At 56.1% G+C, this 23,565-nt stretch carries 19 protein-coding genes; 8 read left to right on the top strand and 11 right to left on the bottom strand.

Annotated features, from left to right (window positions below):
• Positions 1–22: 22 nt before the first annotated feature.
• On the bottom strand, positions 23–874 hold the full coding sequence (gene tsf / locus RS584_RS04080; RefSeq protein ID WP_015572722.1) for a translation elongation factor Ts: 852 nt from the start codon (positions 872–874) through the stop codon (positions 23–25).
• A 117-nt stretch (positions 875–991) separates the two neighbouring features.
• A complete protein-coding gene (rpsB, locus tag RS584_RS04075) occupies positions 992–1,717 on the bottom strand; it encodes a 30S ribosomal protein S2 (RefSeq protein WP_003856207.1) in 726 nt (241 codons plus the stop codon).
• Between the two features lie 321 nt (positions 1,718–2,038).
• Between rpsB and map the strand changes: the two genes are divergently transcribed.
• From map to RS584_RS04055, 4 genes are all read left to right on the top strand, one after another.
• Positions 2,039–2,833 carry a type I methionyl aminopeptidase gene (map, locus tag RS584_RS04070; protein ID WP_032652626.1) on the top strand — a complete coding sequence of 265 codons (795 nt, stop codon included), beginning with the start codon at positions 2,039–2,041 and terminating at the stop codon, positions 2,831–2,833.
• A 62-nt stretch (positions 2,834–2,895) separates the two neighbouring features.
• Positions 2,896–5,571: a bifunctional uridylyltransferase/uridylyl-removing protein GlnD gene (gene glnD / locus RS584_RS04065; protein WP_032666890.1), complete on the top strand. Its 2,676-nt coding sequence runs from the start codon at positions 2,896–2,898 to the stop codon at positions 5,569–5,571.
• 32 nt (positions 5,572–5,603) lie between these two features.
• Positions 5,604–6,428, top strand: coding sequence for a 2,3,4,5-tetrahydropyridine-2,6-dicarboxylate N-succinyltransferase (gene dapD / locus RS584_RS04060; protein ID WP_003856214.1), 825 nt, complete (start codon positions 5,604–5,606; stop codon positions 6,426–6,428).
• A gap of 111 nt (positions 6,429–6,539) precedes the next feature.
• Positions 6,540–6,929, top strand: a complete 390-nt coding sequence (locus tag RS584_RS04055; RefSeq protein WP_015572719.1) for a DUF3461 family protein — start codon at positions 6,540–6,542, stop codon at positions 6,927–6,929.
• A gap of 89 nt (positions 6,930–7,018) precedes the next feature.
• On the opposite strand, the gene RS584_RS04050 is transcribed toward RS584_RS04055, so the two are convergent.
• From RS584_RS04050 to dgt, 3 genes are all read right to left on the bottom strand, one after another.
• Complete coding sequence (locus RS584_RS04050) at positions 7,019–8,176, bottom strand: CdaR family transcriptional regulator (RefSeq protein ID WP_003856217.1); 1,158 nt, start codon at positions 8,174–8,176, stop codon at positions 7,019–7,021.
• 146 nt (positions 8,177–8,322) lie between these two features.
• A complete protein-coding gene (gene degP, locus RS584_RS04045; protein WP_015572718.1) occupies positions 8,323–9,756 on the bottom strand; it encodes a serine endoprotease DegP in 1,434 nt (477 codons plus the stop codon).
• A gap of 132 nt (positions 9,757–9,888) precedes the next feature.
• On the bottom strand, positions 9,889–11,403 hold the full coding sequence (gene dgt, locus RS584_RS04040; RefSeq protein WP_315748980.1) for a dGTPase: 1,515 nt from the start codon (positions 11,401–11,403) through the stop codon (positions 9,889–9,891).
• An 82-nt stretch (positions 11,404–11,485) separates the two neighbouring features.
• Here dgt and mtnN point away from each other — a divergent pair, with 82 nt between their 5' ends.
• From mtnN to RS584_RS04025, 3 genes are read left to right on the top strand one after another with little or no spacing between them, the layout of a single operon-like run.
• Positions 11,486–12,184, top strand: a complete 699-nt coding sequence (mtnN, locus tag RS584_RS04035) for a 5'-methylthioadenosine/S-adenosylhomocysteine nucleosidase (RefSeq protein WP_003856223.1) — start codon at positions 11,486–11,488, stop codon at positions 12,182–12,184.
• Positions 12,177–12,986 (top strand): vitamin B12 ABC transporter substrate-binding protein BtuF, encoded by an 810-nt coding sequence (gene btuF, locus RS584_RS04030; RefSeq protein ID WP_017383741.1) that lies wholly within the window; start codon positions 12,177–12,179, stop codon positions 12,984–12,986. Before mtnN ends, btuF begins: the two co-directional genes overlap by 8 nt.
• 23 nt (positions 12,987–13,009) lie before the next feature.
• Positions 13,010–13,633 carry a TRIC cation channel family protein gene (locus tag RS584_RS04025; RefSeq protein WP_003856227.1) on the top strand — a complete coding sequence of 208 codons (624 nt, stop codon included), beginning with the start codon at positions 13,010–13,012 and terminating at the stop codon, positions 13,631–13,633.
• 58 nt (positions 13,634–13,691) lie between these two features.
• On the opposite strand, the gene erpA is transcribed toward RS584_RS04025, so the two are convergent.
• Together erpA and clcA are read right to left on the bottom strand one after the other, a co-directional pair.
• Positions 13,692–14,036: an iron-sulfur cluster insertion protein ErpA gene (erpA, locus tag RS584_RS04020; protein ID WP_003856230.1), complete on the bottom strand. Its 345-nt coding sequence runs from the start codon at positions 14,034–14,036 to the stop codon at positions 13,692–13,694.
• Between the two features lie 85 nt (positions 14,037–14,121).
• Positions 14,122–15,522 (bottom strand): H(+)/Cl(-) exchange transporter ClcA, encoded by a 1,401-nt coding sequence (gene clcA / locus RS584_RS04015; RefSeq protein WP_017383743.1) that lies wholly within the window; start codon positions 15,520–15,522, stop codon positions 14,122–14,124.
• Positions 15,523–15,699: 177 nt separating this feature from the next.
• On the opposite strand from clcA, the gene hemL reads away from it, so the two are divergent.
• Positions 15,700–16,980: a glutamate-1-semialdehyde 2,1-aminomutase gene (gene hemL, locus RS584_RS04010; RefSeq protein WP_015572714.1), complete on the top strand. Its 1,281-nt coding sequence runs from the start codon at positions 15,700–15,702 to the stop codon at positions 16,978–16,980.
• 525 nt (positions 16,981–17,505) lie between these two features.
• Here hemL and fhuB read toward each other — a convergent pair.
• Genes fhuB through fhuA form a run of 4 tightly spaced genes read right to left on the bottom strand, consistent with a single transcriptional unit; the run spans position 17,506 to position 23,433 of the window.
• The gene (gene fhuB, locus RS584_RS04005) at positions 17,506–19,488 is read right to left on the bottom strand and encodes a Fe(3+)-hydroxamate ABC transporter permease FhuB (RefSeq protein WP_315748979.1); all 1,983 of its coding nucleotides are present in this window, start codon (positions 19,486–19,488) and stop codon (positions 17,506–17,508) included.
• A complete protein-coding gene (gene fhuD / locus RS584_RS04000) occupies positions 19,485–20,375 on the bottom strand; it encodes a Fe(3+)-hydroxamate ABC transporter substrate-binding protein FhuD (protein WP_003856240.1) in 891 nt (296 codons plus the stop codon). The genes fhuB and fhuD overlap by 4 nt, the downstream gene beginning before the upstream one ends.
• Positions 20,375–21,172, bottom strand: coding sequence for a Fe3+-hydroxamate ABC transporter ATP-binding protein FhuC (fhuC, locus tag RS584_RS03995; protein WP_003856242.1), 798 nt, complete (start codon positions 21,170–21,172; stop codon positions 20,375–20,377). Before fhuC ends, fhuD begins: the two co-directional genes overlap by 1 nt.
• A gap of 50 nt (positions 21,173–21,222) precedes the next feature.
• The gene (gene fhuA, locus RS584_RS03990; protein ID WP_315748978.1) at positions 21,223–23,433 is read right to left on the bottom strand and encodes a ferrichrome porin FhuA; all 2,211 of its coding nucleotides are present in this window, start codon (positions 23,431–23,433) and stop codon (positions 21,223–21,225) included.
• Positions 23,434–23,565: the final 132 nt, after the last annotated feature.

Raw genomic sequence — 23,565 nt, 5'->3', positions numbered from 1 at the left:
TCAGGCGGCTCCTTTTCAATCATTAAGACTGCTTGGACATTGCAGCAACTTCTGCTGCGAAGTCAGTCTCAACTTTCTCGATGCCTTCGCCCACTTCGAAGCGGATGAAGCCAGTTACATCAGCGTTGTGCTCTTTCAGCAGCTGAGCAACAGACTTGCTTGGATCCATTACGAAAGGCTGGCCAGTCAGAGAAACTTCGCCGGTGAATTTCTTCATGCGGCCTTCAACCATTTTCTCTGCGATTTCTTTTGGCTTACCAGACTGCATCGCGATGTCCAGCTGAACCTGGTACTCTTTCTCTACCACTTCAGCAGACACGTCTTCTGGCTTAACGAATTCTGGTTTGCTTGCAGCGATGTGCATTGCCAGCTGTTTAACCAGCTCTTCGTCAGCGCCTTTAGCCGCAACCAGAACACCGATACGCGCGCCGTGCTGGTAAGAGCCCAGAACATCGCCTTCAAGGGAAGAAACGCGACGGATGTTGATGTTCTCACCGATTTTAGCAACCAGCGCAACACGCTCTTCTTCGAACTGTGCTTTCAGAACTTCAACGTCAGTGATTTTGCCTGCAACCGCTGCGTCCAGAACTTTGTTAGCAAATGCCTGGAAACCAGCATCTTTAGCAACGAAGTCAGTCTGGCAGTTAACTTCCAGAATGATGCCGTAGTTGCCGTCGATTTTGGTGATGATCACGCCGTCAGCAGCAACGTTGCCTGCTTTCTTAGCTGCTTTGATCGCACCGGATTTACGCATGTTTTCGATTGCCAGCTCGATGTCGCCATTCGCTTCGGTCAGCGCTTTTTTGCAATCCATCATGCCTGCGCCAGTACGCTCACGCAGCTCTTTTACCAGGGATGCGGTAATTTCAGCCATTCTTAAATCCTCGGGAGATGTGAACTGCCCGGCCGGGAGCCAAACAGTATAAATTGAAAAAAGGGGCCGATAATGGGCCCCTATTCATACACGGTACTAATAAGGGGTAAAACCTTATTATTCAGCTTCTACGAAGCTTTCTTCCGCCTGAGAAGCCAGATCCTGGGAACGGCCTTCACGAACGGTAGCAGCTACAGCGCTCAGGTACAGGCTAACAGCACGGATTGCGTCGTCGTTACCCGGGATAACGAAGTCAACACCGTCCGGATCGGAGTTGGTATCAACGATAGCGAATACCGGGATACCCAGGTTGTTAGCTTCTTTGATTGCGATGTGCTCGTGGTCTGCATCGATTACGAACAGCGCGTCTGGCAGGCCGCCCATATCTTTGATACCGCCCAGGCTGTTTTCCAGCTTGTCCAGTTCACGAGTGCGCATCAGCGCTTCTTTCTTAGTCAGCTTATCGAAAGTACCGTCCTGAGACTGGGTTTCCAGATCTTTCAGGCGCTTGATGGACTGACGAACAGTTTTCCAGTTGGTCAGCATGCCGCCCAACCAGCGATGGTTCACGAAGAACTGGTCGCAGCTGTTAGCAGCATCTTTCACAGCTTCGCTTGCAGCGCGCTTAGTACCAACGAACAGAATCTTACCTTTACGGGAAGAGATCTTGTTCAGCTCAGCCAGGGCTTCGTTGAACATTGGTACAGTCTTCTCAAGGTTGATGATGTGAACTTTGTTACGTGCGCCGAAGATGAAAGGCTTCATTTTCGGGTTCCAGTAACGGGTCTGGTGACCGAAGTGAACACCAGCCTTGAGCATGTCGCGCATGGAAACAGTTGCCATGTTTAAAACCTCTATATTGAAAGTTGGGGTTATGCCTCCACGTATCCCATATTACCGACCCCGAAGGGCACCCCGGAATATGTGCCGATACGTGTGTGTTGTTACACAAAGTGAGATTTGTCGCTCCCGTCCAGCCTGTGTATCTGAGATGGATCGGAAGTCCGGCGCGCTTTATATCACAAAACACGGCCAGAAACCAATAATTGTTGGCGGAGTGTGCTGTTAATGATTCTCAATTTGGCACGGGGTGCGCCTGACTGATACCATTGACAACACTTACACTAGTATTGTCGAAAAAATCGACACCGATGGACAGATTACATGGCTATCTCTATTAAGACACCTGAAGAAATTGAAAAGATGCGCGTCGCCGGTCGTCTGGCCGCGGACGTGCTGGAAATGATCGAGCCGTTTGTGAAACCGGGCGTCAGCACTGGCGAACTGGATCGCATCTGTAACGACTATATCGTCAACGAGCAGCACGCGGTCTCCGCCTGCCTTGGCTATCACGGTTTCCCGAAATCCGTCTGCATCTCTATTAATGAAGTGGTTTGCCACGGCATTCCGGACAACGAAAAACTGCTGAAAGATGGCGACATCGTCAACATCGACGTGACCGTGATTAAAGACGAGTACCACGGCGACACTTCTAAGATGTTCATCGTTGGCAAGCCAACGATTCTGGGCGAGCGTCTGTGCAAAGTGACGCAAGAGAGCCTCTACCTGGCGCTGAAAATGGTGAAGCCGGGCATCCGCCTGCGCACCATCGGCGCCGCAATCCAGAAATTTGTGGAAGCGGAAGGTTTCTCCGTGGTGCGCGAATATTGCGGTCACGGTATTGGTCGTGTGTTCCATGAAGAACCGCAGGTTCTGCACTACGATGCAGACGACGGCGGCGTAGTGCTGCAAAAGGGCATGACCTTCACTATCGAACCAATGGTCAACGCGGGTGATTACCGCATCCGTACCATGAAAGATGGCTGGACGGTAAAAACCAAAGACAGAAGCTTGTCTGCCCAGTACGAGCATACTATTGTGGTTACAGACAACGGCTGCGAAATTATGACGTTGCGCAAGGATGACACCATCCCGGCGATACTGACGAACATTGAGTGATAAGAAGCCGGCGAATGCCGGCTTTTTTAATGGCGATAGCTTTTTCTTATGGGTGGCGCACGATGAGTAATCTCTTACCCGAACAGTATGCTAACACAGCACTTCCCACCCTCCCCGACCAGCCTGATAACCCGGGCGTCTGGCCACCACATGAGCTGACCTGCGCGCATATCAAAGCCCACATGGAGGTTTTCCATCGCTGGCTGGGTAACGCATTTGACGCAGGCGTTTCAGCCGAGCAGCTCATTGAAGCGCGCACCGAATTTATCGACCAGCTCCTGCAACGTCTGTGGATCGACTACGGTTTCGGACAGGTGAGCGACGTCGCGCTGGTTGCGGTCGGCGGCTATGGCCGGGGTGAACTGCATCCGCTCTCTGATATCGACCTGCTGATCTTAAGCCGTAAAAAACTGCCGGACGATCGGGCGCAGAAAATCGGTGAACTGTTGACCCTGCTCTGGGACGTAAAGCTGGAAGTGGGCCACAGCGTACGCACGCTGGAAGAGTGTCTGCTGGAAGGGTTATCTGACCTGACCGTCGCCACCAACCTGATTGAAACCCGCCTGCTGATTGGCGACGTGGCGCTGTTCCTCGAACTGCAAAAGCACATCTTTAGCGACGGCTTCTGGCCTTCGGAAAAATTCTTCGCCGCGAAAGTCGAAGAACAAAACCAGCGCCACCAGCGCTATCACGGTACCAGCTATAATCTCGAACCGGATATTAAAAGCAGCCCCGGTGGCCTGCGCGATATCCACACGCTGCAATGGGTCGCCCGTCGCCATTTTGGGGCAACATCGCTGGACGAAATGGTCGGGTTTGGTTTTCTGACCGAAGCCGAACGTAACGAACTCAATGAGTGTCTGCATCTGCTGTGGCGCATCCGTTTTGCCCTGCACCTGGAAGTCACCCGCTACGATAACCGCCTGCTGTTTGACCGACAGCTCAGCGTGGCGCAGCGCCTGAATTACCAGGGCGAGGGCAACGAGCCGGTCGAGCAAATGATGAAGGATTTCTTCCGCGTCACCCGCCGCGTCTCTGAGCTAAACCAGATGCTGTTACAGCTGTTCGATGAGGCGATCCTCGCGCTGACGGCAGACGAAAAACCGCGTCCGATTGATGACGAATTTCAGCTGCGCGGCACGCTTATCGATCTGCGCGACGAAACGTTGTTCATTCGCGAACCGGAAGCGATCCTGCGAATGTTCTACACCATGGTGCGCAACAGCACGATCACCGGGATCTACTCTACCACCCTGCGTCATCTGCGCCATGCACGACGTCATCTGAAGCAGCCGCTGTGTTACATCCCGGAGGCGCGCTCGCTGTTCCTGAGCATGCTTCGTCATCCGGGCGCCGTCAGCCGCGGTCTGCTGCCGATGCACCGTCACAGCGTATTGTGGGCCTATATGCCCCAGTGGTCGCATATTGTCGGGCAGATGCAGTTCGACCTGTTTCACGCCTATACGGTAGATGAGCACACGATCCGCGTCATGCTGAAGCTGGAAAGCTTCGCTAAAGAAGAGACGCGCTCCCGCCATCCGCTGTGCGTTGATCTGTGGCCACGTCTGGCGCACCCGGAGCTGATCCTGATCGCCGCCCTGTTCCATGATATCGCCAAAGGTCGCGGCGGCGACCACTCCGTGCTCGGTGCCCAGGACGTGCTGAAATTTGCCGAGCTGCACGGCCTGAACTCGCGTGAAACGCAGCTTATCGCCTGGCTGGTTCGCCATCATCTGCTGATGTCAGTTACCGCTCAGCGTCGTGATATTCAGGATCCGGAAGTGATCAAGCAGTTCGCCGAGGAAGTGCAAACGGAGAACCGCCTGCGCTACCTGGTCTGCCTGACGGTAGCCGATATCTGCGCCACCAACGAAACCCTGTGGAACAGCTGGAAGCAGAGCCTGCTGCGCGAACTCTACTTCGCCACCGAAAAACAGCTGCGTCGCGGGATGCAGAACACCCCCGACATGCGCGAGCGTGTGCGCCACCATCAGTTGCAGGCGCTGGCTCTGCTGCGCATGGATAACATCAACGAAGAGGCGCTGCATCAGATTTGGGCGCGCTGTCGCGCCAACTACTTTGTGCGCCACAGCCCAAACCAGCTTGCCTGGCACGCCCGGCATCTGCTGAAGCACGACCTGACAAAACCGATGATTCTGCTCAGCCCACAGGCCACGCGCGGCGGGACGGAGATCTTTATCTGGAGCCCGGACCGGCCTTATTTGTTTGCAGCGGTCTGTGCCGAGCTGGACAGGCGTAACCTGAGCGTTCACGACGCGCAGATTTTTACCACCCGCGACGGCATGGCGATGGACACCTTTATTGTGCTGGAGCCGGACGGCAGCCCGCTGTCGTCGGACAGGCATGAGGGGATACGCTTTGGCCTCGAGCAGGCGATTACGCAGCGCAGCTGGCAACCTCCGCAGCCGCGTCGTCAGGCGGCAAAACTGCGCCACTTTACCGTCGATACCGAGGTCAATTTCCTGCCGACCCATACCGACCGTAAATCCTTCCTTGAGCTGATTGCGCTCGACCAGCCAGGGCTGCTCGCCCGCGTCGGTCAGGTTTTTGCCGATCTGGGAATTTCGCTTCATGGCGCCCGAATTACAACCATTGGCGAACGAGTAGAAGATTTATTTATAATCGCGACGGCCGACCGGCGTGCCCTTAATAATGACCTGCAACTTGAAGTGCAACAACGGTTGACAGCAGCCCTCAATCCAAACGATAAAGGGTGACGTGTTTTTTAGTGAAATGGAAAGAGTAAACAATGCAGCAGTTACAGAACGTTATTGAGTCCGCTTTTGAGCGTCGCGCCGACATCACTCCGGCAAATGTGGATACCGTGACCCGTGAAGCGGTAAACCAGGTTATTTCCCTGCTGGATTCCGGCGCGCTGCGCGTGGCAGAAAAAATCGACGGTCAGTGGGTTACTCATCAATGGCTGAAGAAAGCTGTGCTGCTCTCTTTCCGCATCAACGATAACCAGGTTATCGACGGAGCAGAAAGCCGCTACTTCGATAAAGTGCCAATGAAATTTGCGGATTACGACGAAGCGCGCTTCCAGAAAGAGGGCTTCCGCGTAGTACCACCGGCGGCCGTTCGTCAGGGTGCCTTCATCGCACGCAACACCGTGCTGATGCCATCCTACGTGAACATCGGCGCCTACGTTGACGAAGGCACCATGGTGGACACCTGGGCTACCGTCGGCTCCTGCGCGCAGATCGGTAAAAACGTTCACCTGTCCGGCGGTGTGGGCATCGGTGGCGTTCTGGAGCCACTTCAGGCTAACCCAACCATCATCGAAGACAACTGCTTCATCGGCGCACGTTCCGAAGTGGTGGAAGGCGTGATCGTCGAAGAAGGTTCTGTGATCTCCATGGGCGTTTATATTGGCCAGAGCACCCGTATTTACGATCGCGAAACCGGTGAAATTCACTACGGCCGCGTTCCAGCCGGTTCCGTTGTGGTTTCCGGCAACCTGCCGTCTAAAGATGGCAAATACAGCCTGTATTGCGCGGTCATCGTGAAAAAAGTGGACGCGAAAACGCGCGGTAAAGTAGGCATCAATGAACTGCTGCGCACCATCGATTAATCAGGTATAACAAAAAGCGGGGGCAACCCCGCTTTTTTTATATCCGAAGGTGGCGAAAATAGATTTTTTCGTTAATTATTCATAGGTTATGTTGAGATCAAGGGTACCGCTATGTACGATAATCTGAAAAGTCTGGGCATTACCAATCCTGATGAAATTGATCGTTATAGTCTCCGCCAGGAAGCCAATAACGATATTTTGAAAATCTATTTTCACAAGGACAAAGGAGAGTTCTTCGCCAAAAGCGTTAAGTTTAAATACCCTCGCCAGCGTAAGACCGTTGTCGCTGACGGTATCGGTCAGGGATATAAAGAAGTACAGGAAATCAGCCCTAACCTGCGCTACGTGATCGACGAACTCGATCAAATCTGCCAGCGCGATCGCAGCGAAGTCGATCTGAAACGTAAGATCCTTGACGACCTGCGTCACCTGGAAAGCGTAGTCACCAATAAGATCAGCGAGATTGAAGCGGATCTTGAGAAATTGACGCGTAACAAATGAGCCGTTTTATTGCCCGGTGGCGCTTCGCTTACCGGGCCTACGAACGCATGTAGGCCGGGTAAGGCGAAGCCGCCACCCGGCAAACAGCATCATCTCTGTTCATCCAGCTGCAACGCCACATACAGCAGTAGCCGGTCGTCAAAGTTCCCTAAATCCAGCCCCGTCAGTTCCGAGATCCGGTTTAGCCGATACTCCAGCGTATTACGGTGAATAAACAGCGCTTTTGACGTTGCCAGCGGCTGCACGTTATGCCTGAACCATGCCTGCAACGTGCGGCGCAGCAGCCCGTTGTTGTCCATCGCTTTCAGACGCACAAGCGGACGCGCCAGCTCGTTGGCCTGCCAGCCACCGCGCAGGCTGTCGAGCAGGACTGGCAGCATCAGATCCTGATAGAAATAACTGCGGCTCTCCGGCATGCGCTGTTTACCCACCATCATGGTGGTGCGCGCCGTTCGCCATGAACGGGCAATACTTCCCGGCCCGGTAAAATAATTTCCCAGCGCGACGCGAAAACGGAGCTGTCCGTTCTCCTTCATGCGCTCGATGAGCAGCTCAACGCGGCGACGATGATCTTCCGCGTCCCAGCGACCAAACTGATTAAGCGCAGGCTTGAGCACCACCATTTCCGTCAAAGAGACAATCGCCACCAGGTTGTTACGCTCCGGCGTCGCCAGCATGTTTTGCAGCTGCTGTAGCTCCACCATGGCGCTGTCCACACCAAGCTGGCCGCTATCCACCTCAATAACGGCGACTACGCGCGGCTGATTCAGGTCGATACCCAGACGCTGCGCCCATTCGCTCAGGGCAGGCGTGTGCTCCTCCGCCTGAATCAAATTCATCACCAGCTCTTCACGCAAGCGGCTGTCCTGGGCGAGCAGATGCATCAGACGCGACTGCTCCAGCATCATCTCCGCCGTCATGCAGACCAGCTCGCCGTATTTACGCAGCGATTCAGGATCGCCGGTCAGACCGATAACGCCAACAATTTCTCCTTCCAGACGCAGCGGCAGGTTGATCCCCTGACGGACCCCGTGGAGATGTTTCGCCACGGCGTCATCGATGTCGACCACGCGCCCCTGAGAGAGCACCAGCAACGCCCCTTCGTGCAATTCCCCAATACGCTCACGATCGCCACTGCCGATAATGCGCCCACGGGCATCCATTACGTTGATATTGGTATCGATGATGCGCATGGTTCGCGCCACGATATCCTGCGCCATTTTGGTATCAAGATGCCAGCCAGCCATATAACCCTCCCGTGAGCAGAGCTCAAGCATAGGGAAGTTCAGGTAAGGCTGCATTGTGCAGATGCCCAAAGGCAGAGAGAGATGTATGGAGTTGTGGGAAAGGTCACAGAAAAGAGAAAGCCCCTGCGAACAGGGGCTTAAGAAGATTACTGCATCAGGAGATAAATAGAGGTATCACCACGCTGAATATTCAGTGCCAGCACGGAAGGCTTGCTGTCGAGAATTTTGCGCAGTTCAGCGATGTTTTTCACCGGCTGCTGGTTAGCGCCCATGATCACATCACCTTTCTTCAGGCCGATACGGGCAGCAGGTGAGTTCGCTTTCACGTTGTTCACCACCACGCCTTTATCTGCCCCTTTGTTGCTCATTTCAGCACCTTCAATACCGCTGAAGATGGTGCTGGAATCCACCTGATTCTGACTGCTCTGTTGCAGTTCCAGGCTCACGTTAACCGGCTTACCTTCACGCAGCAGTCCGAGGGTCACTTTACTGCCGATTGGCATAGAACCCACTTCCGCACGCAGGGCGGCAAAACTGCTGATCGGCTTACCGTTCAGGGAGGTGATCACGTCACCCGCTTTAATGCCGGCTTTCGCCGCCGAGGAGTTCGGCATGACCTGGCTTACGAATGCGCCGCGCTGAGCGTCCACTTTCATCGCTTTCGCCAGCTCGGAGTTCAGTTCGGTACCCATGATCCCCAGCTCACCGCGTTTCACCTGTCCATATTGCACCATCTGCGCAGTCAGGTTTTTCACCATGTTGCTCGGGATAGCAAAGCCGATACCGATGTTGCCACCGTCCGGTGCCAGGATAGCGGTGTTGATACCGATCAGCTCACCGTTCAGGTTAACCAGCGCACCGCCGGAGTTACCGCGGTTAATGGCCGCATCCGTCTGGATGAAGTTTTCATAGTTTTCCGCGTTCAGGCCGCTACGTCCCAGCGCAGAGACGATACCCGAGGTCACGGTTTCACCCAGACCAAACGGGTTACCGATGGCGACGGTGTAGTCACCCACGCGCAGCGCGTCAGAGTCGGCAAGCTTAATCGCCGTCAGGTTCTTCGGATCCTGGATTTGAATCAGCGCGATATCAGAGCGCGGGTCTTTACCGACCACTTTGGCATCGAATTTACGGCCATCGCTCATCTGCACCTTAATGGTGTTAGCATTATCTACCACGTGGTTATTGGTCACCACGTAGCCTTTCGCTGCATCAATAATAACGCCCGAGCCGAGTGCCATGAATTTCTGCTGCTGGCCGCCGCCCTGACCGTCATCCCCTGCGCCGCCACCCTGACAGAACGGAGAACTCTGGAATGGCGAACCGTCCTGGCAGAATGGCGAATTGTCGCCGAAGAACTGCTGGAAATTACGCGGCATACGCGGCGTATTGACGGTCGTGCTGCCCTCAACGTTAATACTCACCACCGATGGCATCACTTTTTCGAGCATCGGGGCCAGGCTTGGCATCTGCTGCGCAGTCGCTGCCGAGGAAGCTGTCTCGGCCGCCATCGCCAGAGGGGACAGCGCTAAACCTAAACTCAGAGCCAGTGCACTCATTGCTAATGTGGTTTTTTTCATGTTTCTCAATCTCGATTTACCAGATAACGCAAAATTGCTGTGTAACTCAGATTCGTTTTATACCGCTTAGTTCCGGGATTAAGTTTATGGAAAAAGTAAAAATTTATTGGTCGTCTTTACAAAACTCATGGCTTATTCAACGGCCATAAGCTTGCGGTATTCATCCCAGGCATACAAATCTGTCATCCCGCTGATATAGTCCTGGATAAGGCGACAGCGATAATAATATTCCATGACTGGCCATTGGGAAGAATGGCGATCTATTTTACTGACGGCCTCAATGTATGCCAGCCGGTGGCGGGTTGAAAGCTTCTGATAGAGACGAGATTCAATCGGCAGGCGGCGAACACGTTCATTATCTGCCAGCTCACTGAACTCATCGACCGTCAGCTGGAGCAGCGGGCCATAAATCTCCAGCAACCCGCTGATAACCCGGTATCCTTGCAGCTCCAGCTGCTCGACATCCGGGTGGCTGAAAACATGGCGAACAGCCACGTTTTTATATAATTCAAGAAGCTGACTAAAACTGCTCTCATCTTCCAGCAGGGCGTGATTAAATTCCCCGCTAAATATCATCGGCAAATTATCAATGAAACGGGCGGCCGCATACGGCACCAGTTTATTCAGCGTGTTCACCCGCAAATACATAAAGAACTGATCTTCGGTACTGCGGCTCAGCGAATTTGAACGCGATTTATCCCAGGCATTCTCGACGACCTGCGCAAACAGAGAACCTTTTTCATGCTCTCCCCAGGCATCATGAAGATGCTGATACAGCTCCTCGACGCTGAATATTCTTTTTTCCACCGCGTCTTCCAGATCGGCCACGCAATAAGAAATGTCATCAGCCGCTTCCATAATCCATGTCAATGGAAAACGGCCATTAGGGGTCAGAGACAGTTCTTTACGCAACCGCGCGATGTATGCTTCTTCCGATAAGTAATAGCCCGGTTTTTTCATCAGGTAGCTATGCGTGGCGGGCGTTTCTCCGGTCCACCATGCGGGACGCGTGTATTTAAGAATACAGCCCACCTGGGCCCAGGTCAGATTCATCCGCATCAGGGAGTGCACCAGACGGATCCCCTGCGCGTTACCTTCGAAATGACACAGATCCTGGCGCACCTTACGGCGCAGATCGTTCAGGCTATCTTCGCCTTCACGCAGGCATAAATCGCGTACCACACAGCGGTCATCGCTGAGCGGCTGGCTTATGGCGTCAGAGGGAAAAAGCCGCTGTTTAAACCAGTCATTGATGGCGGCCTCGCCGAAATGACCAAAGGGAGGATTGCCGATATCGTGCATCAGGCAGGCCATCTCAACGATGCTTTCGAACGGCCCGGTCAGTTCATCCAGTCCGTAGGTTTCCAGCAGACGTTGCTCTTTAAGGCGGCTGAGGATCTCTTTCGCAATGTAGCGCCCCACCTGCTGCACTTCCATGGAGTGCGTTAACCGCGTACGCACCGCGGCGTTACGCTCCAGCGGGAACACCTGGGTTTTTTGCTGTAACCGACGGATGGCGGGCGAGTTGATGATGCGTCCGCGATCGCTTTCGAAAATGCTCAGGATCTCATGTTCGCTCTTTTCGCCCTGTGGCGAACGGAAACGTCGGTGCCAGTTAATTTTGGTGCGAAAATCGATTGGTGCCATGTGCTCCCCCGCGTGAGAATGCGTTTCCCCTTAACCGCATGATAGACTATGCATCTTAACAAGGCACATCGCGAGTAAATCTATGAAAATCGGCATTATTGGTGCAATGGAAGAAGAAGTTACGCTGCTGCGTGACAAAATTGAGAACCGTCAGACCCTCTCCCTCGGTGGCTGTGAGATCTACACCGGCCAGCTGAACGGTGTTGACGTGGCTCTGCTGAAATCAGGCATCGGTAAAGTTGCAGCGGCACTGGGCGCGACCCTGCTGCTTGAGCGCTGCAAGCCTGACGTTATCATTAATACGGGTTCTGCGGGCGGTCTGGCGCCAACGCTGAAAGTGGGCGATATCGTGGTTTCCGACGAAGCGCGTTATCACGATGCAGATGTCACCGCATTCGGCTACGAATATGGTCAGCTTCCGGGCTGCCCGGCCGGGTTTAAAGCGGATGATAAGCTGATTGCCGCCGCTGAAAGCTGCATTAACGAGCTGAACCTCAATGCGGTACGTGGCCTGATCGTCAGCGGCGATGCCTTTATCAACGGCTCTGTCGGTCTGGCGAAAATCCGTCATAACTTCCCGCAGGCTGTGGCCGTTGAGATGGAAGCCACGGCCATCGCGCACGTATGCCATAACTTCAGCGTGCCGTTCGTGGTCGTTCGCGCGATCTCTGACGTGGCGGACCAGCAGTCCCACATCAGCTTCGACGAATTCCTGGCCGTTGCGGCCAAACAGTCCACCGTGATGGTGGAAACCCTGGTGCAGAAACTGGCGCGTGGGTAAGGTGTCATTCAGGGCGCTGGTCGCCCTGCTTCTGCTCGCTCCGGCCTGGCTCATCGCCGCGCCGCGGGTGATCACTCTCTCCCCTGCCAATACGGAACTGGCGTTTGCCGCCGGGATCACGCCCGTTGCGGTGAGCAGCTTTTCCGATTATCCACCGCAGGCCGCCCATATCGAACAGGTTGCCACCTGGCAGGGAATGAACCTGGAACGCATCGTGGCGCTGAAGCCCGATCTGGTCCTCGCCTGGCGCGGCGGTAATGCCGAACGGCAGGTGAACCAGCTCTCTTCGCTGGGAATAACGGTAAAATGGGTGGACGCGGTGAGCATCGAACAGGTGGCGCAAACCCTCCGTGACCTCGCGCCTTTCAGCCCTACCCCCCAACGCGCCGGGCAGGCTGCACAGCAGATGCTCAACGACTATGCCGCGCTAAAAGCCCGATACGGCACGCAACCGAAACAACGCGTTTTTCTGCAATTTGGCAGCCAGCCGCTGTTCACTACCGGGAAAGGTTCGATCCAGAACCAGGTGCTTGAAACCTGTGGAGGTGAAAATATCTTTGCCGAAAGCCGGGTTCCCTGGCCCCAGGTCAGTCGTGAGCAGGTTCTTGCGCGACAACCGCAGGCCATTGTGGTGGTCGGAAATGCGAGCGAGATTCCTAAAATAGAACAATTCTGGCATCGGCAGCTTAAAATTCCGGTTATCGCACTCAACAGCGACTGGTTTGAACGCGCCAGCCCGCGTATTATCCTCGCCGCAAAACAACTCTGCGCCGAACTGGCAGAGAGTCACTCAAACAGATAAATACCCCCTTCGAGGATTTAACGATGCTCGTGTATTGGCTGGATATTCTTGGCACAGCCGTTTTTGCTATCTCCGGCGTTTTGCTTGCCGGAAAACTACGCATGGACCCTTTTGGCGTACTGGTACTCGGCGTCGTTACGGCGGTGGGAGGCGGAACGATCCGCGATATGGCGCTGGCAAATGGCCCGGTATTTTGGGTAAAAGATCCCACGGATCTGGTGGTGGCGATGGTCACCTGCCTGTTAACCATCGTGCTGGTTCGTCAGCCTCGCAGACTGCCAAAATGGATATTGCCGGTGCTGGATGCCGTCGGTCTGGCGGTCTTTGTGGGGATAGGCGTGAATAAAGCCTTTATTGCCGGGACTGGCCCGCTGGTGGCGATCTGTATGGGCGTGTTAACCGGCGTGGGCGGAGGGATTATTCGCGACATACTGGCGCGAGAAGTCCCGATGATCCTGCGAACGGAAATCTACGCGACGGCCTGTATCATCGGGGGGATTGTTCACGCCACGGCGTATTACACCTTTGCTGTCCCGCTGGAGAATGCGGCGATGCTGGGGATGGTGGTAACGCTGGTGATCCGTTTAGCGGCGATACGCTGGCACCTGAAGCTGCCGACGTTTGCGCTGGATGAAAATTCAAGATAGGCGTCGTTTATAAGCCCGGTAGCGCTTCGCTTACCGGGCCTACAATCTGCGTTCAGGCTTAAATACTGAACGAAGAACCACACCCGCAGGTGCTGGTCGCATTCGGGTTAGTCACCACAAAGCGCGAACCTTCCAGACCTTCAGTGTAGTCCACTGAACCGCCCACCAGATATTGCAGGCTCATCGGGTCAACCACCAGCGCGACGCCCTGTTTCTCGATAGTCATATCACCATCGTTAACCTGGTCGTCAAAGGTAAAACCATACTGGAAGCCACTACAGCCGCCGCCGGTAATATAAACACGCAGTTTCAGATCCGGATTGTCCTCGTCGGCAATCAGGGTTTTCACTTTTTTCGCTGCTGCTTCGGTAAATTCCAGCGGCAACGCTACGTCATCACTCATCTTATGCTCCCATGAATACTGCGACTGCTATTGGGCAAAAATCACCCAATTCTTTTTGTCATTATCTAATACCCTGGTAATTCATTCAAGTATTCTGCTTCAGGGCCTGTTCAGCTTCCTGTTTCGCCAGGGTACGGGCAAGAATGGTGGAGTATAGCGGTTTTCCACCCAGGAATTGGGCTAATAGTGTCGCGCCGAGACAGGTAATGATCATTGGCAAAATGAGCTGGTAATTGTCGGTCATTTCCAGCACCAGTACGATCCCGGTCAGCGGCGCGCGCAGGGAGGCCGCCAGCAGCGCCCCCATTCCCGCAACCGCAAACGTCCCCGCATCCAGATGGTAGGCCGGGAACCCTGCCGCCGCCGCCATCCCGAACGCCGTACCCAGCAGCGTCCCCAGTGCCAGCATCGGAGCGAAAATGCCACCCGGTGCGCCGGAGGAGAAGCACAATACCGTGGTAATGACGCGTGAAATAAACATAAACAGCAGCAGGCCTACGCTGAAATTCCCCGCCGCGGCAATGGGAATCAGGCCGAAACCGCCGCCCGCCGCATTAGGTTCGATAAAGCCGAGGATCCCGCACACGCCGCCAAGCAGGCCTCCCACCAGCACCCATTTCGTGGTATTTCCGCCATGGATGCGCTGAAACATATCCTGCGCCCGTAAAATCAGGGTGTTAAAAAGCGGGCCGACGACGCCAAAAATCATCCCAAGAACCAGATACAGCCACAGGGTATTGACCGGCGCATTGGTCAGCTTGCCAACTTCAATCACCGCCCCTTCGCCGTTAAAGACGCGAAAGACAATGCTAGACATAATCACGCCGGTAAACACCGCTTTAATGGAGATCAGGTTGTAGCGGAACTGGGCGCGCATCTCTTCAATGATAAACAGGATACCCGCCAGCGGCGCGTTAAACGCCGCAGACAGCCCCGCTGCGGCCCCCGTCGCCAGCAGTGTATGCCGTGCTTCGGCGCTGCGCATACGGAACAGATCGCCGACCATGCGCCCGACGTTACCGCCCAGCTGTACCGTTGGCCCTTCCCGACCGAGCACCATGCCCGCCCCGAGGGTTCCCATCCCGCCGATAAATTTCACAGGAAGCACCCGCCACCAGCGAACCGGGCGTAGCTCCTCCAGCGCCCCCTCAATTTCAGGGATCCCCGAGCCACCTGCTTCAGGTGCGAATTTACGCACCAGAAAATACCCCACCATGGCAAACAGCGCCGAAAGGCCAAAGGCCCACACCCAGACCAGCCATTCCCGATCGGCAAAGCTGGCGACAGTACCTATGCGCCAGTTGAGCACCGCGTTGACCGCTTTCTCGAATGCGACCCCCACCAGCCCGGCCAGCGTACCGACCACGGCGGCTGCCAGCAGAATGGCTAACGGTGTTTTGTCACGGTTGAGCAGCCGCCGGATACTGACCCGGTGCTTCGCGCGCGTAAACTGTTGTTGTTCAAAAGAAGGTGTGTTCTCGTTCATTACCTGTTCTGTTTCGTCATACAAAAGGCCGCAGGGATTCTACCAGAGACAATCCCCTCGTCCCCTGAAAAATACTTAACAATTGTTAAGCCTTCTGAGGGGCAAAAATTTTATAACCTCTTCCGAATCACTTAGAATAGTTGCCTTAACTTATTTCTACGAACCAGGAACGACGCCATGAGCAAGTCTGAAAACCTCTACAGCGCAGCCCGCGAGCTAATCCCAGGCGGCGTGAACTCACCCGTGCGCGCCTTTACCGGCGTGGGTGGCACCCCGCTGTTTATCGAACGTGCGGATGGGGCATATCTGTATGATGTGGATGGTAAAGCCTATGTCGATTACGTCGGCTCCTGGGGCCCGATGGTACTGGGGCACAACCACCCGGCGATCCGCAACGCGGTGATTGAAGCCGCTCAGCGCGGCCTGAGCTTCGGCGCGCCAACCGAGATGGAAGTCAAAATGGCGGAGCTGGTCACCGAGCTGGTGCCAACGATGGACATGGTGCGTATGGTGAACTCCGGTACCGAAGCGACCATGAGCGCTATCCGTCTGGCGCGCGGTTTTACCGGTCGTGACAAGATCATCAAGTTCGAAGGTTGTTATCACGGCCACGCCGACTGCCTGCTGGTAAAAGCCGGTTCCGGCGCGCTGACGCTCGGTCAACCGAACTCCCCGGGGGTGCCGGCTGATTTCGCGAAACACACGCTGACCTGCACCTATAACGATCTGAACACCGTTCGCGCCGCGTTCGAGCAGTATCCGCAGGAGATCGCCTGCATCATCGTTGAACCGGTGGCGGGCAACATGAACTGTATTCCACCGCAGCCGGATTTCCTGCCGGGCCTGCGCGCACTGTGCGATGAGTTCGGCGCGTTGCTGATCATCGACGAAGTGATGACCGGTTTCCGCGTCGCGCTGGCGGGAGCACAGTCATACTACGGCGTAGAGCCGGATCTGACCTGCCTCGGCAAAATCATTGGCGGCGGCATGCCTGTCGGCGCGTTTGGCGGCCGTAAGGACGTGATGGACGCGCTGGCGCCAACCGGTCCTGTTTACCAGGCAGGTACGCTCTCCGGTAACCCGATTGCGATGGCGGCGGGCTTTGCCTGTCTGACCGAAGTGGCGCAGCCGGGTATCCACGAAACCCTGACGGACCGGACGACGCAGCTGGCAAACGGCCTGCTGGAAGCCGCAGAAGACGCGGGTATTCCGCTGGTGGTAAACCACGTCGGCGGGATGTTCGGGATTTTCTTCACCGATGCGAAAACCGTGACCTGCTATCAGGACGTGGTGAAATGCGACGTGGAACGCTTCAAACGCTTCTTCCACCTGATGCTGGAAGAAGGCGTGTATCTGGCCCCGTCAGCGTTTGAAGCGGGCTTTATGTCCGTGGCGCACAGCGAAGAAGATATCAATAACACCATCGACGCCGCGCGTAAGGTGTTCGCGAAGCTGTAAAATGTACGGCTTGATGCCCTCACCCCAACCCTCTCCCACAGGGAGAGGGTTCCCCAGTAATTTGAAAGCAAAAGCGATAACGTTGCCTCAGAATAACTGAGGGCTTTCAGCGATGCCTCGGTCCGGCTGTAAATCGCTGAGGCGTTTCCTGTAGGCCGGGGCGAGGCGCAGGGATGCGCCGAGAGGGCGGGCTTTACAGGGATGTTACCTCCGCCCGTCCCCGATAAGCCGGAAGGAATAAGCCGAAGGCACCGCGAAGCGGCGATTTTCCGCCGGGAGCCCGGGTCGCCAGGGTGGTGGCGACTGAGCCACCCTGGCACGTTCACCGCTCATGTCGTGACAGAGTAGCAAGGAACATAACGTGAACGGAATGACCACCAGAGCCGTATGTTCCCCCTCACCCCAGCCCTCTCCCTCAAGGGAGAGGGGGCCGTCTGTGCAGGCATTATTTTGTGGAGAACCCTCTCCCACAGGGAGAGGGAGCAAACACGAAAACGGCAATCTAAGGATTGCCGTTTACTTTTATTACCGACTTTGCTTTCTCAACAGATATATAAAGTACGGCGCGCCGATAAAGGTCGACAGCAGGCCCGCCGGGATCTGATACGGGAACAGCACCATCCTTCCGCACCAGTCAGCAAAGACCAGGATCGCTCCGCCCGTCAGCGCAGAGATCACGATATGCGGCAAAGTCCTGCGGAAGCCCATCATACGGGCGATGTGCGGCGCCATTAATCCGACAAAACTGAGCGGGCCGATAGTCATGGTGGCCGTCGCCGTCAGGCACGCGGCCAGCAGCAACAGGGCGATACGCGTTGGCGTCAGCGCCACCCCGACCGCGCGGGCGGTATCCCCACCCAGCGGCAGAATGGTCATCCAGCGACGGCACAGCGGCACAATCGCCAGCAGTACGATCATCACAATCCCGGTATGCACCACCTGACTGCCGGTGGCGTTGTACGTTGAACCGGAAATCCAGGTCAGGATCTGCGCCATGCGCGGATCGCCGCTCGCCTGCAACATCATCAGCAGCATAGTAAACGCGGTGCTGAGCGCCATCCCGGCCAGCAGCATGCGGTGAGGTGAGAACCCCCCTCGCCCGGAGGCGATCAGGATAATCATCAGCGTGACTGCCGCGCCGATACTCCCGGCAGGCATTAGCCAGCCGAACGCATTTCCCGGCACGAGGAACAACATCAACACTACGCCAAACGCGGCCCCGGAGCTGATCCCTAATACTTCCGGGCTTGCCATCGGGTTGCCGGTGAGACGCTGGATAATACAGCCCGCCACCGCCAGCATGACGCCCGCAATCAGCGCGGAGAAGATCCGCGGCCAGCGCCACTGCATGAGTTCATGCAGCAAATCCCCCGTCGCCCAGTGCCAGCCTGTGGCGTCGCGTCCCAGCGAGAGTGCGGCAAACGAGGCGATAACCAGCACCGCCAGTCCGGCAAGGCTGAACCACACCACCGACTGACGTTCGGCATGTACTTTATCGCCGGCATCCATTGCCGGGGCGCTAATGCTGCGCAGGCGCGGCAACAGCCACAGCAGCAGCGGCGCGCCGATCAGGGCCGTCACCGAGCCCGTGGAAACTTCCATCCAGACGCGCGCCAGCCAGAGAATGAGTTGATCGGAAAGCCAGAGGATCAGCGCACCAATCAGCGGAGCCAGCATCAGACGCGCCAGCAGACGGCGCGCGCCGAGCATTTTTGCCAGCAACGGCGCAAACAGACCGATAAAACCGATGATGCCGACGGCGTTAACCAGTAACGCGCTCAGCACAATCGCCAGGGTCAGGGCCGCCAGACGCGCCAGCGACAGCGCCAGCCCCAGATTGCGCGCCACGCCGTCATCGAGGCCCATCAACGTCAGCGGACGCAGCAGCAGCAGCGTCAGCACCACGCCGCCGAACAGCTGCGGCCACAGGCGCTGGACGATACTCCAGTCGGTCTGGGTGAGCGTGCCGGTACTCCACATAAACATGCTTTGCAACTGGTCGTGGTGAAACAGCACCAGCAGCTGGTTGATCGCCCCACAGTAGAGGCTGACGACCAGCCCCGCGAGGATCAGCGTGACTGGCGAGAGACGTTTTCCCCATGCCACGCCAAAGACCAGCGCACCGACCACGCATGCGCCTGCCAGCGCGGCAAACTGCGAGGTTAGCACTCCCGGCAGGGTCCAGAGAGTAGTGATGGTGATCCCCAGCTGAGCCCCCGTCGCCACGCCCAGCGTGGTCGGCTCTGCCAGCGGGTTACGCAGCACCTGCTGAAACAGTACGCCCACCAGTCCCAGTCCCGCCCCGACCAGCAGGGAGATAGCCAGACGCGGCAGCAGGCTGTAGTGGAACAGCATTTGCTGAATATTATCGATATCCGGTGCGGCAAACGCGGCTGCCCATTGATCGCGCGGTAACGCCGTGCTCAGGTTAAAGCCGGTTAACATCAGGGCAGCCAGAAAAATGAGCGCTAACAGTAACATCGGGAAACGGGCCATACGCGTGCTCATGCCTTGCCTCCCAGTGCATTGTCCAGCACGCGGGCAAAATGCATTGCCGACAGCGTCGCGCCGTAGAACCATACCGCTGGCGCGCGCAGGAAGCGCTGCTCGCGGACGAACGGCATTGCCTGCCAGAGCGGGGTCGCCATCAGGGTTTGCATCTCGCGCTCGTTCCCGTGATCGAAGCACAGCACGTCCACATCACGAAACGCCGCCAGACGGTCAATACCCACGGCGGTACTGCCCCAGAATGTCATCTCGCCTTCCCAGGCATTGCGAATGCCAAAGCTGTCGAGCACTTCCTGGAACAGACAGTTATTTCCAAAGACCAGCATATGGCGGGCATCCAGCAGGGTTACCATCAGCAAAGGCCGATCGCCACGGTGGGCAAAGCGCGGCTTGAGGGAATCAATCAGCGCATCAAATTCATCGAGATGTTTTTTCGCCTGAGCCTCACGGTTGAGGAACTGCGCCATCTCGTGGATGGAATTTTTTGCCATGGTCAGCGGCTTTTTGCCGTCGCTAAAGGAAAAGCCCCGTCCGGGCGCAATCTTCGCCATGGTCTCTTCCGACGGGCCATACCCCGCAGACCAGAATAAATAAGACGGTTTCATCTGGGTGAGAAGCTCAAGGTTCGGCTCCGTACGCAGGCCAATGTCGATGACGGAGTCCGGCAGTTTTGGCTCATTCACCCACAGGGTGTAGTTGGGAATATCGGCCACGCCGTAAGGCGTCACGCCAAGCGCCATCATCAGTTCGACGGGCAACCACTCCAGCGCCACGATGCGGTGCGGATCGATAGCGGCAGCGCGGGCCGGGCCCATCTTTAACAGCAGCGGTGAGAGCGCCATGGCCGTCAGCAGGCGACGGCGGCTAATGAATGTTGAATCCAGCATCAGTAGACAAAGCTCACGGGTGCAGCCCCGGCTGGGTGAGGCAGGATGCCCATAGGAATACCGTAGATATGTTCCAGCGTTTCGCTGCGCATCAGTTCGGCAGGCGTACCCTGAGCGATCATTTCACCGCCGCGCAGCGCTACCAGGTAGTCGCAATAGCGTGCCGCCATGTTGATATCATGCAGAACGGCAATCACCGTCAGGCCGCGCTGCTGACTTAAGCGATGCACCAGCGCCAGGACGTCAACCTGATGAGCAATATCCAGCGCCGAAGTGGGTTCGTCGAGCAGCAGGCAGCGGCTGTCCTGCGCCACCAGCATCGCGATCCATGCGCGCTGACGCTCGCCACCGGACAGGCTATCCACCAGACGATGCGCCAGCGGTTTTAACCCAACCAGCGCGATCGCCTCTTCCACTTTCTCTCTGTCAGCGACGCCAAAACGCCCGAGCGCACCGTGCCACGGATAACGTCCAATCGCCACCAGCTCGCGCACCGTCATCCCCTCCGCCTGCGGCAACTGCTGCGGCAGATAGGCCACCTTGCGGGCAAAGGCCTTACTGCTCCAGCTCGCCAGCGGCTGGTCATCCAGCAATATGTCGCCCTCGGACGGCGGCTGATGACGACCCAGCATCTTCAGCAGCGTCGATTTACCGGAACCATTGTGCCCGATTAAACCGGTCACTTTACCTGCGGGAAACGTCAAAGAGAGCGGATGCAGCAAGGTGCGCCCGGGTACGCGAAAGGAGAGATTGTTAAGCGTGAAGGTGGAGTCGGATTGCGTTTTATTATCCTGCATGTCAGCCAACTTAAATAAAAAGGGCACGGCGAACCGTGCCCATAAAGAGGTTAGAAGCGGAAGGTCGCGGTGGCAACAACCTGGCGTCCTGCTCCCCAGTAGCATGCATACTCGCTGTAGCAGCTGGAGACGTATTCACGGTCAAAGATGTTGTTCACGTTGACGCCGACGGAAGATCCCGGCAGACCAAAGCGCGCCAGATCGTATTTCACGGTCGCATCCGCCAGGGCATAACCCGCGACGTTAAAGGACTCATAGGCTTTAGGCGACGCTGAGGAGTAGTACGTCACCGTGTTACCGATGTAACGCGCGCCCGCACCGACGGTCAGGCCACTCAGCGCCGTCTCGTGGAAGGTGTAATCCGCCCACAGGGATGCCATGTTGCGCGGTACTTCTGCCGGACGACGATCTTCATACCAGGTATCGTGGGTATATTCCGCATCTGTGTAGCTGTAGGCCGCCGTTACGTTCACGTTAGCCGACACCGCCGCTTTCGCTTCCAGCTCAAAGCCACGGGAGCGAATTTCACCGCCCTGCACGCTAAAGCCGCTGGTCGGGTTCGCCGGATCGGCGGTCAGGTTGTTGTTCTTGGTCAGCTGATATACCGCGGCCGTCACCACAACAGGCAGATCTTTCGGAACATACTTCACGCCCGCTTCATACTGCTTGCCGCGCGCCGGATCGAACGGTTTGCCGCCCTGGGTGGTGCCAGAGAGCGGTTCAAAGGATTCACTGTAGCTGAAGTATGGGGTAATCCCGTTGTCGAACAGGTAGTTAATCCCCCCGCGCCAGGTAAATGCCTGATCGTTAATTTCCGCGGTGGTCCCGTTATTACGGTTAAAGGCAGACGTTTTTGCAAAGTCATAGCGGCCACCCATGGTGAGTACCCACTTATCCCATTCCGCCTGATCCTGCGCATAGAGCCCGGTCTGCTCCTGGCGATTGAGCATGGCATACGGGAAGTTCACATTGACGTTCGCATTGCCGTGCTGCGGATTGTTCATGCTGATCGGATCGGCGGTACCGTAGTCAGCATCAATATCATTGCGCATACGAAGGTAATCCACCCCCGTCAGCAGCGTATGGTCAACGGCACCGGTCGCGAATTTCGACTGGAGCTGTGTATCAACCGTGAACGAGTTGAGGTCTTCATCTGAGCGCACGTACGCACGGCTGATCTGGGCCGGAGCGATATAGCCGTTACCGTAAACTGAACGGTAAAGCGTATTGATTTTGGTATAACGCAGATTCTGACGCACGGTGAAGGTGTCGTTGAATTCATGCGCGAAGCTGTAACCCACCATTTTCTGACGACGGGAGATCTTATTGTCTTCATCGCCTTCGTTGAAATCGGTCGGCAGTTTGTGCGCCTTTCCGTTAGCATCATAGTAAGGCACAACGGTACCTTCACGCGGCAGCCAGCCGTAGTAACCCGCATCGGGATCGCTCTGGAAGTTGCTCAGGAAAGTGAAATCGGTTTTATCATCAGGACGCCAGCTGAAAGACGGCGCAATCGCGTAACGAGTAGACTTCACCATCTCCTGCTGCGCATTTTCACTGCGTCCTAGGCCGGTCAGACGGTAGGACCACACGCCGTTATCATCAATCGCGTCGCTGAAGTCAAACCCAGTCTGCCACAGGTTATCCGTCCCCATTTTGAACTGAATTTCTTTTAACGGTTCCGTGGTTGGACGCTTGCTGACCATACTCACTACGCCGCCAGGGTGGCTTTTTCCATACAGTACGGACGTCGGGCCTCGCAGCAGCTCTACGCGCTCCAGGAAGTATGGATCCATCGACGCTTCAGAGTAGTTATCCCCTTGCAGCTTCATACCATCCAGATACTGGTTGGTATTCACGGTGCTGGAGGTGGTGAACCCACGAATCGAAACCACATCATAGGTCGTGGAGGCGCCGCGCGTTGCGAAAACGCTCGGCGTGTAGGCCAGCGCCTGTTTAACCGTCCCCGGCTGTTTCATGTCCATCTCTTCACGTGTGACCACGGAAATGGACTGCGGGGTTTTCTCGATCGGTGTATCGGTTTTCGTCGCCGTTGCAGTGCGCTTTGCTGCAATCGTCGGTGCAGGCCCCCAGGCACTCTCCTGCGCAGCCGGTGCGGCAGTAACAGTAATGGTTTCTTCTTTTTTCGGGGTTTCGGCGGCATGAGCATAAGCAGACATGCCGGCAACCGCTGTGGCTACGACGACCGCGATTTTACGCAGCGACGTGTTAATTGGCTGAGCAGTATTGGAAAGCGCCATGATGGATCTCTGATGGAAAAAGTGAATGATAACGTAAACGAGAATTATTATTATGACCGCAGAATAATATGCGAAACGTTGGCTGCATAGCAAGCAGTATGCGGCCCTACAAGATTTAAGGGTTTAAGAATT

Source organism: Enterobacter sp. DTU_2021_1002640_1_SI_PRY_ASU_LCPMC_013 (genome assembly GCF_032389435.1).
Taxonomy (GTDB): domain Bacteria; phylum Pseudomonadota; class Gammaproteobacteria; order Enterobacterales; family Enterobacteriaceae; genus Enterobacter; species Enterobacter hormaechei_C.
The sequence above is the reverse complement of the archived record's forward strand: the minus strand, read 5'-3'. Positions and strand labels throughout refer to the sequence as shown.

Bases quoted from the DNA above. Each gene is read 5' to 3' on its own strand.
- tsf (WP_015572722.1), bottom strand. From the start codon at position 874: ATGGCTGAAATTACCGCATCCCTGGTAAAAGAGCTGCGTGAGCGTACT.
- rpsB (WP_003856207.1), bottom strand. From the start codon at position 1,717: ATGGCAACTGTTTCCATGCGCGACATGCTCAAGGCTGGTGTTCACTTC.
- map (WP_032652626.1), top strand. From the start codon at position 2,039: ATGGCTATCTCTATTAAGACACCTGAAGAAATTGAAAAGATGCGCGTC.
- glnD (WP_032666890.1), top strand. From the start codon at position 2,896: ATGAGTAATCTCTTACCCGAACAGTATGCTAACACAGCACTTCCCACC.
- dapD (WP_003856214.1), top strand. From the start codon at position 5,604: ATGCAGCAGTTACAGAACGTTATTGAGTCCGCTTTTGAGCGTCGCGCC.
- RS584_RS04055 (WP_015572719.1), top strand. From the start codon at position 6,540: ATGTACGATAATCTGAAAAGTCTGGGCATTACCAATCCTGATGAAATT.
- RS584_RS04050 (WP_003856217.1), bottom strand. From the start codon at position 8,176: ATGGCTGGCTGGCATCTTGATACCAAAATGGCGCAGGATATCGTGGCG.
- degP (WP_015572718.1), bottom strand. From the start codon at position 9,756: ATGAAAAAAACCACATTAGCAATGAGTGCACTGGCTCTGAGTTTAGGT.
- dgt (WP_315748980.1), bottom strand. From the start codon at position 11,403: ATGGCACCAATCGATTTTCGCACCAAAATTAACTGGCACCGACGTTTC.
- mtnN (WP_003856223.1), top strand. From the start codon at position 11,486: ATGAAAATCGGCATTATTGGTGCAATGGAAGAAGAAGTTACGCTGCTG.
- RS584_RS04025 (WP_003856227.1), top strand. From the start codon at position 13,010: ATGCTCGTGTATTGGCTGGATATTCTTGGCACAGCCGTTTTTGCTATC.
- erpA (WP_003856230.1), bottom strand. From the start codon at position 14,036: ATGAGTGATGACGTAGCGTTGCCGCTGGAATTTACCGAAGCAGCAGCG.
- clcA (WP_017383743.1), bottom strand. From the start codon at position 15,522: ATGAACGAGAACACACCTTCTTTTGAACAACAACAGTTTACGCGCGCG.
- hemL (WP_015572714.1), top strand. From the start codon at position 15,700: ATGAGCAAGTCTGAAAACCTCTACAGCGCAGCCCGCGAGCTAATCCCA.
- fhuB (WP_315748979.1), bottom strand. From the start codon at position 19,488: ATGAGCACGCGTATGGCCCGTTTCCCGATGTTACTGTTAGCGCTCATT.
- fhuD (WP_003856240.1), bottom strand. From the start codon at position 20,375: ATGCTGGATTCAACATTCATTAGCCGCCGTCGCCTGCTGACGGCCATG.
- fhuC (WP_003856242.1), bottom strand. From the start codon at position 21,172: ATGCAGGATAATAAAACGCAATCCGACTCCACCTTCACGCTTAACAAT.
- fhuA (WP_315748978.1), bottom strand. From the start codon at position 23,433: ATGGCGCTTTCCAATACTGCTCAGCCAATTAACACGTCGCTGCGTAAA.